The organism is Vibrio jasicida CAIM 1864 = LMG 25398, assembly GCF_000400365.1.
Taxonomy (GTDB): domain Bacteria; phylum Pseudomonadota; class Gammaproteobacteria; order Enterobacterales; family Vibrionaceae; genus Vibrio; species Vibrio jasicida.
The window spans coordinates 136,466-151,418 of the sequence record NZ_BAOG01000025.1 but is presented as its reverse complement, the minus strand read 5'-3'; the positions used below and the strand labels follow the sequence as shown (position 1 = coordinate 151,418).

Genomic DNA, 14,953 nt, shown 5'->3' with positions numbered 1-14,953 from the left:
ATAATGAAATTTAAGCGTAGTAAACAACAAGGCTTTACACTTTTAGAAGTGATGGTTGTTGTGGTTATCCTAGGTATTTTGGCGAGTGTTGTTGTTCCTAACTTACTTGGTAACAAAGAAAAAGCAGACCAACAAAAAGCGATCACCGATATTGTTGCATTAGAAAATGCACTGGATATGTACAAGTTGGATAACAGCGTTTACCCAACAACAGACCAAGGTCTTGATGCGTTAGTAAACAAACCATCGAACCCAGAACCACGCAACTACCGCGATGGTGGCTACATTAAGCGTCTACCGTCTGATCCATGGGGCAATGAGTACCAATACCTAAGCCCTGGTGATAACGGTACGATTGATATCTTTACTCTAGGTGCAGATGGCCAAGAGGGCGGTGAAGGCCCTGCGTCGGATATCGGCAACTGGAACATGCAAGATTTCCAATAAGATAAAGTTCAAACCAGCACTAATGAAGCAAATGCAAAAACATCGTGGTTTTACATTAATAGAAATTCTATTGGTGCTGGTTTTGTTATCTCTTACCGCAGTCGCCGTAATAGCGACCCTGCCTACCAGTCAGAAAGATCTTTCCAAACAATATGCTCAAAGCTTTTTCCAGCGCTTACAGCTACTGAATGAAGAAGCCGTACTGAGCGGCAAAGACTTTGGTCTACGTGTTGATGATGTGAAATCCACTTACGTATTGCTCAGCTTGACTCAAGATGGATGGCAACCATTGGAATTGAAACAGATTCCTAGTGAGACCAAATTGGAAGGCGATATTTCGCTGCAATTGGATCTTGGTGGTGGCGCATGGGACGATGACGACCGACTATTTGAACCTGGTTCTTTGTTTGATGAGGACATGTTTGCGGAAGAAGATGACAAAGAAAAAAAGAAAGTGAAGCCACCTCAAGTATTCATTTTCTCTAGTGCGGAAGTCACGCCATTTAGTTTGTCTTTCTTTCCCGAAGATGGCGACGCATTTAACGATGGTTGGCGCGTTATTGGCAAAGAAACTGGCGAAATCTTGTTACTAGAGCCTGGTGAAGAATTGGAAGACGACAACAATGCGACATTCTAAGCAAAGCCGTATCGGTTCTTCTTCGCTTCATACTAGAGGCATGACGTTGTTGGAAGTGTTGGTCGCATTGGCGATTTTTGCGACGGCGGCAATCAGTGTGATTCGCTCGGTGAGCCAACACATTAATACTGTCAGTTATTTAGAAGAAAAAATGTTTGCAGCCATGGTTGTGGATAACCAAATGGCCAATGTGATGCTCTCGACTGAAAAACTCAAAGCCAAAAAAGGTACTGAAGAGTTAGCGGGGCGAACTTGGTATTGGAAGGTAACTCCTGTTGCCACCGCGCAGCCATTGCTGAAAGCATTTGATGTCAGTGTCGCAACTGAAAAAGAAGCGAGTCCTGTTGTGACGGTGAGAAGCTATGTTGCGGAGTAATAAGCGATATAAGGCATCAAGTATGAAATCGAATCGAGGTTTTACCTTGATCGAAGTGCTCGTCTCGATTGCTATTTTTGCGAGCTTAAGCGTTGCTGCCTATCAAGTGGTCTCGCAGGTGCAACGCAGTAATGTGTTATCGCAAGAACGTACGCAGCGTTTGAACGAGTTGCAACGTGCAATGGTGATGATGGATAACGATTTCCGCCAAATGGCCATGCGTCAGATGCGAACCAATGGCGAAGAGCCATCAAAGCAGTTGTTGTTTTGGTCGGAATACCTGCTTGATTCGGATGCGAAAGGCGTGATGTTTGCGCGTTTGGGGTGGCACAACCCTCAGCAGCAATTCCCACGTGGTGAAGTCACGAAAGTTGGCTATCGCATTAAAGATGAAGTTCTACAGCGTATATGGTGGCGTTACCCAGATACACCCGTTGGACAAGAAGGTATTGTGACACCGCTTCTGACTCAGGTCGAAGAATTTGATATGCGTTTCTACGATGGCAAAGCGTGGAAAAAAACATGGGAAAGTAAGCAAGAGTTACCGAAAGCGGTTTCTGTTGTTTTGAAACTCAAAGACTACGGTGAGATCAGCCGTACTTACTTAACCTCTGGAGGCAAGATCAGCGCCTCTGGGCAAGATGACTCATCCAATGATGAATCCTCCGGAGGCAATAATGGCTAAGCGACAACGTGGTGTAGCGCTTATTATTGTTTTAATGCTACTGGCGATTATGACGACCGTTGCAGCAAGTATGTCTGAACGATTGTTTTTGCAGTTTCAGCGAGGCGCGAATCAGATCAATTACCAACAGGCGTATTGGTATAGTTTGGGGGTTGAGGCGTTGGCTGAAATTGGTATTGAGCAGAGCTACGAAGACAGCGATACCATTAATATGAGCCAGCCCTGGGCAATTAAAGAACAAGTGTATCCGCTAGATTATGGTCAAGCGGCCGGACGCATCGTAGACAAACAAGCTTGCTTTAATATGAATGTATTAGCGAGTGTTCAGCCATCGGGTGACTCGACAAATCGTCCTTATTTGGTGCAAGTGTTCCAGCGCTTGATGGAAGAGATGGACGTGGAACCATACCAAGCGGAAGTGATTGCTGATTCGACTTGGGAATACGTCGATAGCGACAGCACAGTGCGCTCCGCTGCCGGTGTAGAAGACAGCACTTATGAGGCAATGAAGCCTGCGTATTTACCACCCAATGGCCTGATGGCTGATGCCAGCGAACTGAGAGCGGTATATCAAGTCACGGGGGACATTTATCAGAAGATCGCACCGATGATTTGTGCTATTCCCACAGACGATTGGCGTTTGAATGTAAATACTATTGAAGTCGAACAAGCGCCGATCTTAGTCGCGATGTTTACTCCAGGCTTGAGTTCTAGTGATGCGGTGCAGTTAATTGAAAAGCGCCCTTTCGATGGTTGGGATAGTGTTGATGAATTTTTAGCTGAGTCAGAATTAGCTGGCTTGAGCGATGATGTAAAGAAAAATGCTAAAGGCTACTTAGGAGTCGATAGCTCCTTTTTTGAATTGGACGCACAAGTACTGGTGGATGAATCCCGAGTACGTATCCGTAGTCTTTTACAAAGTACAGATAGAGAAACGGTGACTGTCGTTCGCCGTCGTTTTGGAGGAATCAGTGAGCGAGTTTCTGACCGTTCGGCTGAGTAGCGAACAACAAAGTACCATTCCATGGTTGGTGTGGTCGACACAACAGCAAGACGTGATTGCCAGTGGTGAACTCGCCGGATGGGAACATCTGGATGAGTTGGCGTCTTACGCTGATCAGCGACAAGTGATAGCCTTGTTAGCCAGTAATGATGTTGTGCTGACAGAAGTAGATATCCCGCCGGGTGCTGCTCGTCAGTTTGATAGCATGCTGCCTTATTTGGTGGAAGATGAAGTCGCACAAGACGTGGATAACCTGCATTTCACAGTATTAGACAAGCAAGCAGAGAAAGCGCAAATTTGTGCTGTTGAGCGTGCTTGGGTTCAAACCATTTTGCAGCGTTTTTCCAGTCAAGGTATTGTAATTAAGCGTATCCTTCCTGATGTGCTGGCGTTGCCTGTGCATGAAGAAAACAGCTCTGCGGTGGCGTTGGGTGAGCAATGGCTAATTCGTCATTCTAATACTCAAGGTGCGGTGGTCGATGCGTCGTGGCTAGATTTATACCTTTCTGCTTATCTGCAAGCGAATGAAGGATGGAAACTTGATTGTTACAGTTCGATTCCTGAATCTTCACTCCCAGAGGCTTGGGTCGCAAAGCCTGAAGAAATGGCGATGGCACTACTTGCTAAAGGTGTTTCTGAAAGCAAGGTCAACCTATTAACGGGTAGCTTCAAGCCAAAATCGTCTTGGGGTAAGTACGTAAAAGTCTGGCAAAAAGCTGCTATCGCTGCGGGTGTGCTATTGGTTGTTCTTGTGGGGCAGCAATTGCTGGTGGTCCATAAATATGAGGCGCAAGCGCAAGCCTATCGTGAAGAAAGTGAACGCATTTTCCGCCAAATTTTCCCGAACAAGAAGCGAATTCCAACGGTCAGTTACCTGAAGCGTCAGATGACCGATGAAGAGCGTCGTCTTTCTGGTGGTACAAGTGAAACTGCAATGCTGTCTTGGATAGCGGCACTGCCAACGACACTGGGTCAGGTTAAAGATCTGGAGATAACCAGCTTTAAATACGATGGCCAACGCGGTGAAGTACGCATTCAAGCAAGCAGTTCAGATTTCCAACCGTTTGAGCAAGCGCGTGTGAAATTGGCAGAAAAGTTCACTGTTGAACAAGGTCAGCTGAATCGCAACGGAAATGTTGTGATAGGCAGCTTTGTACTAAAACGTTTGTGAGGTGATGATGAAGAATTTAATCGCTCAGGCTCAAGCTTGGTGGAATAGCATCTCACAACGTGAGCAACGTTTGGTGATGGGTGGTGGTGTGATTGCCATTATCGGAATGATTTATTGGGGGCTACTACAGCCAATGAATCAACGAGCTGAACTCGCTCAGACTCGAATTCAGTCAGAAAAACAGTTGTTGAATTGGGTGCAAGACAAGGCTGATGATATTACTGCTCTACGCAAAAGTGGTGGAGTCAGCTTCTCTAATCAACCTCTGAACCAATTAGTTTCTTCTTCTGCTCGTCGTTACAAAGTGGAGCTGATTCGAGTTCAACCACGTAATGAAAGTGTTCAAGTTTGGATTAAGCCATTGGCATTTAACCAGATGGTAGATTGGCTGCGTTACCTAAAAGAACAACAAGGTATTGAGGTGGAATTTCTCGATATCGATCGTACAGACCAAGCAGGCATGATTGATGTGAATCGCCTGCAATTTAAGCGAGGTTAAGGTGAAGCGAGCAATACTTTACGTTGTTATATTCATAGCCTTTTTCTCCACAAGTTTGATTGTTGGTTTGCCTGTTTCTTGGATGCTTCAACAAGTACCGACGGTAAGAGGGTTAGAAATTCAAGATGCCCAAGGCTCTGTGTGGCAAGGCCGTGCTTCTAACATCAGCTGGCAGCGTCAAAATCTCGGTGAGGTAAATTGGGATTTCCAACTATCAAGCTTATTCACTGGTAAAGCGGAATTCGCCGTACGTTTTGGCCGTGGAAGTGATATGGACGTTCGTGGTCGTGGTTTGGTTGGCTATAGCCTAACTGGTGGTCCATACGCTGAAAATTTGGTTGCATCGATTCCGGCTGCCAAAGTAGTGGAGCAAGCGCGTATTCCTGTGCCAGTTGGCGTTGATGGTCAGCTTGAGCTCAATATCCGTCATGCGACTTACGCAGCGCCTTGGTGTAAAACGGGTGAAGGTACACTAGTTTGGAGTGCAAGTGGCATTCAAAGCCCGCTCGGTAGCCTTGAACTTGGCCCTGTGATTGCCGATCTGAACTGTAAAGACAGCGTACTATCGGCATCAGGTGAGCAAAAGAGCAAGCAAGTGTCCGCAGCGTTTTCTGCCGAGTTGATGCCAAATCAGCGCTACTCTACTAAAGCGTGGTTTAAACCTGGGGCGGAGTTCCCATCAGGGATGAGTGACCAACTGAAATGGTTGGGCAACCCGAACGCTCAAGGCCAATACGAGTTTGATTACAAAGGGCGTTTCTAGTCAGTTTTAGAAACCATCCCATTATTGAAGAGCTGCTAATGTGCAGCTCTTTTTGCTTTTAGATCATACTAGGCCAAACCTGTTATTCGCTGTACAGGAAATTCAGTTGGTTATTTGCTGTTTATCTAACCTTCTGATTTTTAAGTAAATGGTATGAATGTGTACAGCTGGGTGAGTATTTGGAACATGGTAGGCTAAATACTCCTATCGCTGTACAAGAGATAAAAAGAAAGGCCACGAAGTCGATTCGTGGCCTTTTAAAATCTAGCTATGCAGTTTGGATTGTGATCAATCTTTGCGTTGTAGAATCTCGTCCCAAGGTAAGTCAGCATCGCCCAGTACGATGAAGTTCGGATTTTCTAACGTCTCGCGCTCGTTGTAAGACAGCGGCTCAAGTTGTGTGCTGAGAATACGTCCGCCCGCTTCTTCAACAATACACTGCGTAGCCGCAGTATCCCACTCGCCAGTTGGACCTAGACGTAAGTAACAGTCCACAGCACCTTCAGCGACAAGGCATGCTTTAAGTGCGGCAGAGCCGAGTGGAATTAAATCGTAGTTCCAAGCACTGCTCATACGACTGGTAATGCGGTTGATGTCTTGACGACGACTGATTGCGATTGCGATGTTTTGTCCCGGTTGTTCATGTTTGTGGGTATGAATTTTCACACTCTCTGACATGTCTGGGATCTTCCATGCACCTTTGCCATTGTAAGCATAGTAAGTTACGCCAGAAACTGGACCGTAAACTACTCCCATGGTTGGCTTGTTGTTGTCGATCAGAGCAATGATGGTCGCGAAGTCACCACTGCGTGCGATGAATTCTTGTGTACCATCAAGAGGGTCAACTAACCAGTAACGTTCCCACTGTGCGCGTTGTTCTAAGCTAATGTCCGCTGCTTCTTCTGAAAGCACTGGGATATCAGGTGTCAGCTCGCTTAGGCGTTCTGTAATTAGCTTATGTGCTGCAATGTCGGCACTGGTGACCGGTGTCTCATCACTTTTGATGTAGGCTTCGTACTGCTTTTTTTCGTAGATATCTAAAATCAATTGTCCTGCACTACGCGCGATCTCGATGACTTGCGGGAGCAGGTGAGATAAATCTTTTGTCATTGGCATAAGTAATGGTCCTTTCTCACAATTATGGCTCGGCTCTTTGACCGTTATTGGTTTTGGTTGTGAGTGGTGTTTTGTAAGTGTTTTAGTGCCAACATCAACGCCGTGATGCTTCTTGCTTCACAAAAATCCAAGTGCGTTAATAATTCTTCGGCTTGAGCAAGTGGCCAGCGAACAATTTCTAATGGCTCTGGCTCGTCACCTTCTTGTTTTTCAGGGTAAAGGCTTTGTCCTAAGAACAAGGTCATCTTGCTGGAGAAATAAGAAGGAGCAAGAATGACTTGTTTGAGTGGTGTTAGCGCGTTAGAGCCAAAACCAATTTCTTCTTTAAGCTCACGATTTGCCGCTTGATGCGGAGTCTCCCCTGGGTCAATCAAACCTTTCGGAAAGCCGAGCTCGTAGCGTTCTGTGCCTGCTGCGTATTCGCGTACGAGCAGTAAATCGCCTTGCTCCGTAACAGGAACAACCATTACAGCATCGCGCCCACTGGGTTTCATACGCTCGTAGGTACGCAACTCACCATTAGAGAAGCGAAGGTCTAGGGCTTCCACTGCAAACAGTTTAGATTGTGCGACCGTCTGACAAGAGAGTATCTCTGGTGGGGTCCTTTTCGACATAACGCCGGCTCCTATGTGTCGTTGACTCTTTAAAGCTAATGAGATTTCTTAATATATGAGAAGAAGGCTCGAGTTTCTAGCGTGATGATTCAGCTTCGTTCGATTGAAAACAAAAATGGGAAGCAAACGCCTCCCATTTTTCGTCAATGTACACTTTTACTGGCTCTCAAAGCCGAGTTCTTTTGAACGTTTAGTAGTAAGAGTGATCACCACGGTCATGTTCTGTTGCGTCGCGAACCGCTGTCAATTCACCAATGAATTGGTTCAATAGTTCTTTCTCGATGCCTTCTTTTAGTGTCACATCAACCATTGAACAGCCGTTACAGCCGCCACCGAATGCAACGATAGCGATACCGTCGTCAGTGATTTCAACAAGGTTTACGTGACCACCATGACCTGCTAGCTGAGGGTTCACTTGAGTTTGGATTACGTACTCTACACGCTCTACTAGAGGTGCGTCGTCAGACACTTTGCGCATTTTTGCGTTAGGTGCTTTTAGCGTCAGTTGAGAACCCATTTTGTCTGTTACGAAATCGATTTCAGCATCTTCCAGGAAAGGTAGGCTTAGCTCGTCAACGAAAGCAGAGAAACCGCTGTAAGGGATTTCGGTGTCAGTGCCTTCAATGGCTTCTGGTGGGCAGTAAGACACGCCACACTCTGCGTTTTGTGTTCCTGGGTTTACAACGAAAACTCGAATGTTAGTACCTTCAGGTTGTTGGCCTAAAAGGTTGGCGAAATGCGTTTGCGCAGTTTCTGTAATAGTAATATTTGACACGACGAATACCTGAGTAAATTTGTAGGCTATTGCTGCTATTCTACTCCTGTTACCGCCTTGGTCTAGTCTTTTTGATACTAAGGCATTGCCAAGCGATCTAGCCTGAACCAGGGGCAGGAGTTCTGCAGATGCAGTAAATATCGATGCTTTCTACGCCAACTTCAAGTAGTAAATGACATAATTGTCGGACGGTACTGCCTGTTGTGACAACATCGTCCACGATAGCAATGTGGGAAAAGTTTACCTCACCGTGTAGGGCAAATGCTGCTTTCAAATTTTGCTCGCGACCGGCTTTTTTATTTCCACGTTGGGATTGTGCGCTTTTGACGCGTTTAAAAACGCGATTGCGATAGTTGCTATTCAAGTGGTGCGCTAAATGTGTCGCCAAGACATGACTCTGATTAAATCCTCGCTTTAAGTAACGTTGCCAATGCAAAGGGACACTAGTAATGATAGGAGCAGGATGCTCGATTCGTTCCGCTAACAATTGAGTTAGGGCGGTAACATGCCAAGATTCACCATTATCCTTAAAACGTTGTACTTGATGAGAAAGGGGGAAATCATAATCTCCCAACGTATACAAACGTTGCCAAGGCGGTGGCTCTTTCAGGCACTCACCGCACTCCGTGGAGGTTTGTGACGCCTCCTCTGTCATCTTTAAACCACAGCGAGTGCACCGTTTGATGGGTGTAAGGTGTTCAAAACAATGGTCGCACCAACGCATTGGGTTTGGTTTCTGTTCAGCGGAAATCGGAAATCGACACAAACCGCATTGATTGCCAAGTACACGGTGCATGATGTTTTGCCATTGATCAGATAACATACAATCCATCCAAGGTGAGCGAGTCATCAGATTAAAGCTTGGAATGTCTAGTAAGGAATAAGATAAGTGGGAGAGAACGAGAACATGAGCACGAATTTACACTGGCAGTCGTTTGGTCAAGGACCAGATTTAGTGTTGCTTCATGGATGGGGCATGAATGGTGCGGTATGGCAGCAGACGGTCGAGTCTCTTCAACCTTATTTCCGAGTGCATGTGGTCGATCTTCCGGGGTACGGACACAGCGCAGAATCTCACGCCGAAGACTTAGCAAAAATCGCTGACCTTGTTCTGCAAGACGCGCCAGAAAAAGCAGTGTGGCTTGGCTGGTCACTAGGTGGCTTGGTGGCAACCCACATTGCACTTAATGCACCTCACCGTGTGAGCAAATTAATCACGGTAGCCAGTTCACCAAAATTTTCTGCTGAACGTCCTTGGCGTGGCATTCAACCTAACGTATTGACCGCATTCACCGATCAATTGCTGGAAGACTTCTCGGTCACTATCGAGCGCTTTATGGCGCTGCAAGCGATGGGCAGTCCGTCTGCGCGCAAAGACGTAAAACAACTCAAGCAAGCCGTACTATCACGTCCACAACCAAACCCTGATTCATTGTTGGTTGGTTTGAACATTCTTGCCGATGTGGATTTGCGCGATGCTTTGGCTTCCCTTTCTATGCCGATGCTACGCCTTTATGGTCGACTTGATGGTTTAGTGCCAATCAAAGTGGCAAGTGACTTGAGTGAACAGTTGCCAAGTTCTCAGCAGTTTGTTTTCAACCAATCTTCCCACGCGCCGTTCATGACCGAACATGAAGCGTTTTGTCTCCAAGTGCGAGAATTTGCCGCTTAATTAGCGAGTCTACAAATCTAAGCGAATAAAACCCTAAAGCTGTTTAAAAATTGGTCGATATAAGTTTTGGTAAACTCTTCCTGTAGGAGGAGTTTGCTGTATTGACGAGTTGGGCGACTCTGAGGAGGGTTCGCAATGATTGTGTCACCGGCTAACGTAAGCGTGCCACTGATCGCCCCATCCGTTAATGTGCAGACGGAACAAGCTGCTCGTGACAATAAAGTCCGAGAACCTGTCACGCCAACAGTCGCACTGGCAAAAACCAATGCGGAGCGCAAAGTAAAAAGTGATGAGAAGCGGCGACGCCAATCCTCGTGGGACCCATCGGAGCATCCAGGTTACGAAGTAGAACCTGAGGTGGATACCCGTTATCACGAAGAACCTGAAGACACGCTAGAGCGTCTCTTCGGTTTGCTTGCGCTCAAGAGTTACAGCGAAGATCAGGGTAAGGGCTACGCGATACGCTTTCGATTACCTAAGCGCATTTTGGATGCTGCGGTCAAAGAGGGATTGATGGAAAAGCGCAGGAAGGTGATTAAGTTTCATTATGGTCACTCGGTCGTGCCCCATACACCGTCAGAAGTGATAGCAGTATTATGACGACTCAATATCCTACTCAAACAAAAACGCTCCAAGCAGATTCACTGATTGGAGCGTTTTCTTTTTAGTTGTGAAAATTCGTTAGTGGTGAAGTCTCGTTATTAGTAGTGAAGCCTTGGCGAGATTACTTTTTCGCTTTAGCAAACGCTGCGGCAAAAGCACCGCCCATCGCGTTGTTAGATGACGAGTCATCACGGCGAGGTTGACGACGCTGCGGTTGGTCATTACGACGCGGCGCTGCTGATGAGCGTTGGCTACGGTTGTCTTGACCCGGTTCGTCGTTCATACGCATTGAGAGACCAATACGCTTACGCTGCACGTCCACTTCCATTACTTTCACTTTAACGATGTCGCCCGCTTTGACCACTTCACGTGGATCCGATACATAACGATCTGTCAGTGCCGATATATGCACAAGGCCATCTTGGTGAACGCCGATATCAACGAAGGCACCGAAGTTGGCTACGTTAGACACCACACCTTCTAGAATCATGCCCGGTTCCAAGTCTGATACCGAGTTTACGCCCTCTGCAAACGTCGCCGTTTTGAATTCTGGACGTGGGTCGCGACCCGGCTTATCGAGCTCTTTGATGATGTCTGTAATGGTTGGCACACCGAAGTTATCGTCAGTGTAATCGACAGCATGCAGACCTTTTAAGAAGCTTGAATCACCAATCAGTGCTTTGATGTCTTTGCTGTTCTTTTCAGAAATCGCTTTTACCACTGGGTACGCTTCTGGGTGAACTGCAGATGCATCAAGTGGGTTCTTACCATCCATGATTCGTAGGAAGCCAGCACACTGTTCGAATGCCTTAGGACCCAAGCGAGGCACTTTCTTCAAGGTCGTGCGAGCTTCGAAACGACCGTTTTCATCACGGAAGTCGACAATGTTCTGCGCGATGGTGCTAGATAAACCCGCTACGCGTGTCAGTAGCGCTGCAGAGGCGGTATTCACATCAACACCCACCGCGTTTACACAGTCTTCCACAATCGCATCTAGGCGTTTTGCCAGCATAGATTGGCTAACGTCGTGCTGGTACTGACCCACACCGATCGACTTAGGATCAATTTTCACTAGTTCAGCCAGTGGGTCTTGCAGACGACGAGCAATCGACACCGCACCACGCAGAGACACGTCCATATTCGGAAATTCTTTCGCTGCAAGCTCAGACGCAGAGTAAACTGATGCCCCCGCTTCACTCACGATAATTTTCTGAACTTTCAGGTTGCCACGTTTGATGACGTCTGCGACAAAACTGTCGGTTTCACGTGAAGCCGTGCCGTTGCCGATAGCGATCAAATCCACGTTGTACTTGCGCACCAACTGATCAACGACTTGCGCTGATTTGTCGTATTGCTTTTGTGGTGGGTGAGGGTAGATGGTTTCGGTTGCAAGCACCTTACCAGTCGGATCGACAATAGCGATTTTAGAGCCCGTGCGCAGGCCAGGATCGAGACCAAGTGTTGCACGAGGACCTGCCGGTGCTGCCATCAATAAGTCTTTTAGGTTGGTGGCAAATACTTCAATCGCTTCGATTTCTGCGCGCTCTTTCATTGCGCCCATTAGCTCGGTTTCCATGTGCATCGATACTTTGATGCGCCATGTCCAGCTAATTACTTGCTTACGCCACGTATCCGCAGGTGCGCTGCTAAGCGTGACGCCGTAGTGGTCAGCGATAATTGTTTCGCAGTAAGACTGGCGAACGCCTTCTTCCTGTTCTGGATCGGCATTCATTGCCAATGTCAGGAAGCCTTCGTTACGACCACGTAGCATCGCCAGTGCGCGGTGTGATGGCACTTTGCTTAGGGCCTCGTTGTGGTTGAAGTAATCTTTGAACTTCTCACCTTCTTGCTCTTTGCCTTCTACGACACGAGCTCCCATTTCCGCATTGCGGTTTAGGTGACCACGGATTTTCTCCAGTAGGTTTGCGTCTTCCGCGATGCGTTCCATGATGATTGCGCGAGCGCCATCCAGTGCGGCTTTGGTGTCTGCCACGCCTTTGTCTGCATCAAGGTATTTGCTTGCTTCGCTTTCTGGCTCAGTTTGCGGATGATTCCAAAGCAGGTCTGCAAGTGGCTCAAGACCGGCTTCAATCGCGATCTGACCTTTGGTACGACGCTTTGGTTTGTAAGGTAGATACAAGTCTTCAAGACGAGTCTTGCTGTCTGCCTGAGTGATTTCTTGTTCTAGCTCTGGCGTAAGTTTGCCTTGCTCTTGAATCGATTTCAGGATGGTTTGACGGCGGTCATCCAGCTCACGAAGGTAAGACAGACGGCTGTCTAGAGTACGCAGTTGGGTGTCATCAAGGCCGCCCGTCACCTCTTTACGGTAACGTGCAATAAATGGGACCGTGTTACCGTCATCAATAAGGGTTACAGCAGCGTTGACTTGCTCAGGGCGAACATTCAGCTCTTGAGCAATCATGCGACAGATAGCTTGGCTCATCCGTGTATTCTCTTTAATTCTGTTTGGGTATTGGTTGTGTATAGAACATTGGGGCCATTCATGGAATTTGCAATGTTTTAAACTAGTAACGCAAAAATTTACCGAGCGCTGGTGGACATCAGTCAGATTTGTGTCAAAACTGTAATTAAATTGAGAACTTATACGTTTGGTTATCGACTAACCCCTGTACCTTAGCTCACACGGAAAACAATGATGAAGAAAATGTCTTTGGCTCTGGCGCTCTCAGGTGCCTTATTAGCGGCACCGCTCGCGTGGTCACAATCTCTCTCTGCAACAACCCAAGATCCAATCTATCAACTTGATGACAAACTGGTACTAGGCCGTGTTGAAAGCGTGTATTACAGCGACATTCCAGAGCTAAGCGATGTGCCGTTCATCGGTAAAATTGATACCGGTGCCGATACGACATCGATGCACGCAGAAAACATCCATGTAAGCAGTACCAACCCAGAATACAAAAACTTAAAAGATAGCAAGTTGATGTGGGCAATCATCGATGACCTTGGAGGAACTAAAGCGAAGTGGGATGCAGACAGCTTCAAGCCTTATCAAGTGAAAGTGACGTTCACTCTTCATCACCCATACACCGGTAAAGAAATTAAGATCACCGATGATCTTGAGCGTATCAGTGCGATCCGTAGCCGTACCAGTGAAAAACCAATTTTGCGCCCGACGGTAAAAATGCCGATGACCATTGCAGGGCATACTGTGGACACCGTGGTGAACCTAACCAAGCGTACTCAATTTTCAGCGCCGATTTTGATTGGTAAAACTTACCTTGATAACAATGCGTGGGTGTTTGCTGGCTACGATTATCTTCAAGAGCAACCTAAAGCCCAGATGATTGGTAAAAAAGAAACGGTTGAAGTCGAAGGTGTGCCATACAAAATTAGCATCTCAACCACCAGTCGTTACACCAATGTGCATGCTTTGAATATCAAAGTGGACGAGAAGAAAAAACAGGTTTCGTTCACCTTAGAAGGTGAAAACGGTAAACGTCATCCAATGACTCTGCCATTAGTGCGTATGCTTAAAACAAGTAAAAGCGAGCGCCCTTTGGTTTATTTACCTGTCAAAGTGAGCGAAACCGAGACTCAGCAATGGTTGGTGTACCTACGTGACCGCAGTGGTTTCAGTTCGCAAATTCGCTTGGGTAAGGATGTTGCAAGCCAGCACTTTGTGATTGATACCGATAAAGAAAACCTTCTCGGCGGGGTTGAGAAGTCGTTTAAGAGTGCATTGAAATCGAAACCGCTGGTTATCTCGCCAGAGGAATCCGTCAATATTGATGGCTACGTCTTGTCTGCGTATCCCACTTTTGCGGTGAAGACACCACTGATGCGTGTGGATGGTTTTGAATTGACCGAAAAAGACAAGAAAGAAGTCGTGACCTTCTATCTCCCGAATGCAGAAGGCAAAGAAGAGAAAATCACTAAACGCGTATTGAAGAAGCTCAAGGTAGGTGACTCAGTACGCCCAGTAGTGGAAGGTGAGTTCCTATTTGGTGACGAAGAGAAGACCATTGATTTCGCCATTGATGTGTTAGAGCAGGACGACCAAGAGCAACCATTTTTTGTCTTTGGCCACAACATGGCAAAAGGTGGTGTGCTTCTGAATACTCGTGCGGATCATTTGCTGGATGCAAAACCGCTGTTCAAAGCGGGCCATATTGAAGTGGCGGAAGTGGAAGGTATGTCATTCCCTGTGAAGTTGGATACAGGTGCGGATGTGAGCTCGATTAATGCCAAGAACATCAAACAGTTCAAGAAAGATGGCAAAGACATGGTGAGCTTTACCTACGAGAATGACAGCGGCATGAAGAAAGAATTTACCAAGCCTGTTGTCGACGTGATGCGCATTAAAGCCAAGAAAGGCGAGAAGGCCAACGTACGCCCTGTAGTGGAAATGCACGTCAAGTTGGGTGAGTTAGAGAAGAAGATTCGCGTTAACCTGCAAGACCGCAGCCGCTTCCATTACAGCATGATTCTGGGTAAGAACTTCTTGAAGCACGGTGCGATTGTTGCCAGCGATACCAACTACATTGTGACCGAGAAGCCTGACTACGAAGAGTAACCTTCAAGGTTGATATCCAAAACGTAAAAGCCGCACTCTTAAGTGCGGCTTTCTT

Annotated in this window: 16 protein-coding genes; 11 read left to right on the top strand and 5 right to left on the bottom strand. The window is 46.8% G+C overall.

The features are described 5' to 3' along the window. The first annotated feature begins 3 nt into the window (after nt 1–3). The 8 genes from gspG to VJL_RS07805 are packed head-to-tail and all read left to right on the top strand — an operon-like array spanning nt 4 to nt 5,581. Complete coding sequence (gspG, locus tag VJL_RS07840) at nt 4–447, top strand: type II secretion system major pseudopilin GspG (protein WP_005430189.1); 444 nt, start codon at nt 4–6, stop codon at nt 445–447. Nucleotides 448–478: 31 nt separating this feature from the next. Then, the gene (gspH, locus tag VJL_RS07835; protein ID WP_038876993.1) at nt 479–1,084 is read left to right on the top strand and encodes a type II secretion system minor pseudopilin GspH; all 606 of its coding nucleotides are present in this window, start codon (nt 479–481) and stop codon (nt 1,082–1,084) included. Then, nucleotides 1,071–1,460 (top strand): type II secretion system minor pseudopilin GspI, encoded by a 390-nt coding sequence (gene gspI / locus VJL_RS07830; protein WP_258070277.1) that lies wholly within the window; start codon nt 1,071–1,073, stop codon nt 1,458–1,460. Before gspH ends, gspI begins: the two co-directional genes overlap by 14 nt. A 22-nt stretch (nt 1,461–1,482) precedes the next feature. Then, the gene (gspJ, locus tag VJL_RS07825) at nt 1,483–2,145 is read left to right on the top strand and encodes a type II secretion system minor pseudopilin GspJ (RefSeq protein WP_095760558.1); all 663 of its coding nucleotides are present in this window, start codon (nt 1,483–1,485) and stop codon (nt 2,143–2,145) included. Then, nucleotides 2,138–3,148: a type II secretion system minor pseudopilin GspK gene (gene gspK / locus VJL_RS07820; RefSeq protein ID WP_038870065.1), complete on the top strand. Its 1,011-nt coding sequence runs from the start codon at nt 2,138–2,140 to the stop codon at nt 3,146–3,148. Before gspJ ends, gspK begins: the two co-directional genes overlap by 8 nt. Then, a complete protein-coding gene (gspL, locus tag VJL_RS07815) occupies nt 3,117–4,319 on the top strand; it encodes a type II secretion system protein GspL (RefSeq protein ID WP_038870067.1) in 1,203 nt (400 codons plus the stop codon). The genes gspK and gspL overlap by 32 nt, the downstream gene beginning before the upstream one ends. 7 nt (nt 4,320–4,326) lie before the next feature. Further along, nucleotides 4,327–4,818 (top strand): type II secretion system protein M, encoded by a 492-nt coding sequence (locus VJL_RS07810; RefSeq protein ID WP_038870069.1) that lies wholly within the window; start codon nt 4,327–4,329, stop codon nt 4,816–4,818. Nucleotide 4,819: 1 nt separating this feature from the next. Next, nucleotides 4,820–5,581 carry a type II secretion system protein N gene (locus VJL_RS07805; protein ID WP_038876991.1) on the top strand — a complete coding sequence of 254 codons (762 nt, stop codon included), beginning with the start codon at nt 4,820–4,822 and terminating at the stop codon, nt 5,579–5,581. Between the two features lie 288 nt (nt 5,582–5,869). On the opposite strand, the gene cysQ is transcribed toward VJL_RS07805, so the two are convergent. The 4 genes from cysQ to VJL_RS07785 all read right to left on the bottom strand — a co-directional run bounded on the left by cysQ (nt 5,870) and on the right by VJL_RS07785 (nt 8,909). Then, complete coding sequence (cysQ, locus tag VJL_RS07800; RefSeq protein WP_038870073.1) at nt 5,870–6,697, bottom strand: 3'(2'),5'-bisphosphate nucleotidase CysQ; 828 nt, start codon at nt 6,695–6,697, stop codon at nt 5,870–5,872. Nucleotides 6,698–6,741: 44 nt separating this feature from the next. After that, nucleotides 6,742–7,311 carry an ADP compounds hydrolase NudE gene (gene nudE, locus VJL_RS07795; RefSeq protein WP_038876989.1) on the bottom strand — a complete coding sequence of 190 codons (570 nt, stop codon included), beginning with the start codon at nt 7,309–7,311 and terminating at the stop codon, nt 6,742–6,744. A 190-nt stretch (nt 7,312–7,501) separates the two neighbouring features. After that, nucleotides 7,502–8,086 carry a Fe-S biogenesis protein NfuA gene (gene nfuA, locus VJL_RS07790; RefSeq protein ID WP_038870077.1) on the bottom strand — a complete coding sequence of 195 codons (585 nt, stop codon included), beginning with the start codon at nt 8,084–8,086 and terminating at the stop codon, nt 7,502–7,504. A gap of 97 nt (nt 8,087–8,183) precedes the next feature. Then, nucleotides 8,184–8,909, bottom strand: coding sequence for an amidophosphoribosyltransferase (locus VJL_RS07785; RefSeq protein ID WP_038876988.1), 726 nt, complete (start codon nt 8,907–8,909; stop codon nt 8,184–8,186). Nucleotides 8,910–8,993: 84 nt separating this feature from the next. On the opposite strand from VJL_RS07785, the gene bioH reads away from it, so the two are divergent. Together bioH and VJL_RS07775 are read left to right on the top strand one after the other, a co-directional pair. Next, entirely contained in the window at nt 8,994–9,758 is a 765-nt protein-coding gene (gene bioH / locus VJL_RS07780; RefSeq protein WP_038870125.1) for a pimeloyl-ACP methyl ester esterase BioH, read from the top strand. A 135-nt stretch (nt 9,759–9,893) separates the two neighbouring features. Continuing rightward, the gene (locus tag VJL_RS07775) at nt 9,894–10,358 is read left to right on the top strand and encodes a hypothetical protein (RefSeq protein ID WP_038876986.1); all 465 of its coding nucleotides are present in this window, start codon (nt 9,894–9,896) and stop codon (nt 10,356–10,358) included. A gap of 124 nt (nt 10,359–10,482) precedes the next feature. Here VJL_RS07775 and VJL_RS07770 read toward each other — a convergent pair whose 3' ends face one another. After that, nucleotides 10,483–12,804, bottom strand: a complete 2,322-nt coding sequence (locus tag VJL_RS07770) for a Tex family protein (RefSeq protein WP_038876983.1) — start codon at nt 12,802–12,804, stop codon at nt 10,483–10,485. A 210-nt stretch (nt 12,805–13,014) separates the two neighbouring features. Here VJL_RS07770 and VJL_RS07765 point away from each other — a divergent pair, with 210 nt between their 5' ends. Beyond that, nucleotides 13,015–14,898 (top strand): putative ATP-dependent zinc protease, encoded by a 1,884-nt coding sequence (locus VJL_RS07765; protein ID WP_152436635.1) that lies wholly within the window; start codon nt 13,015–13,017, stop codon nt 14,896–14,898. Nucleotides 14,899–14,953 lie beyond the last annotated feature (55 nt).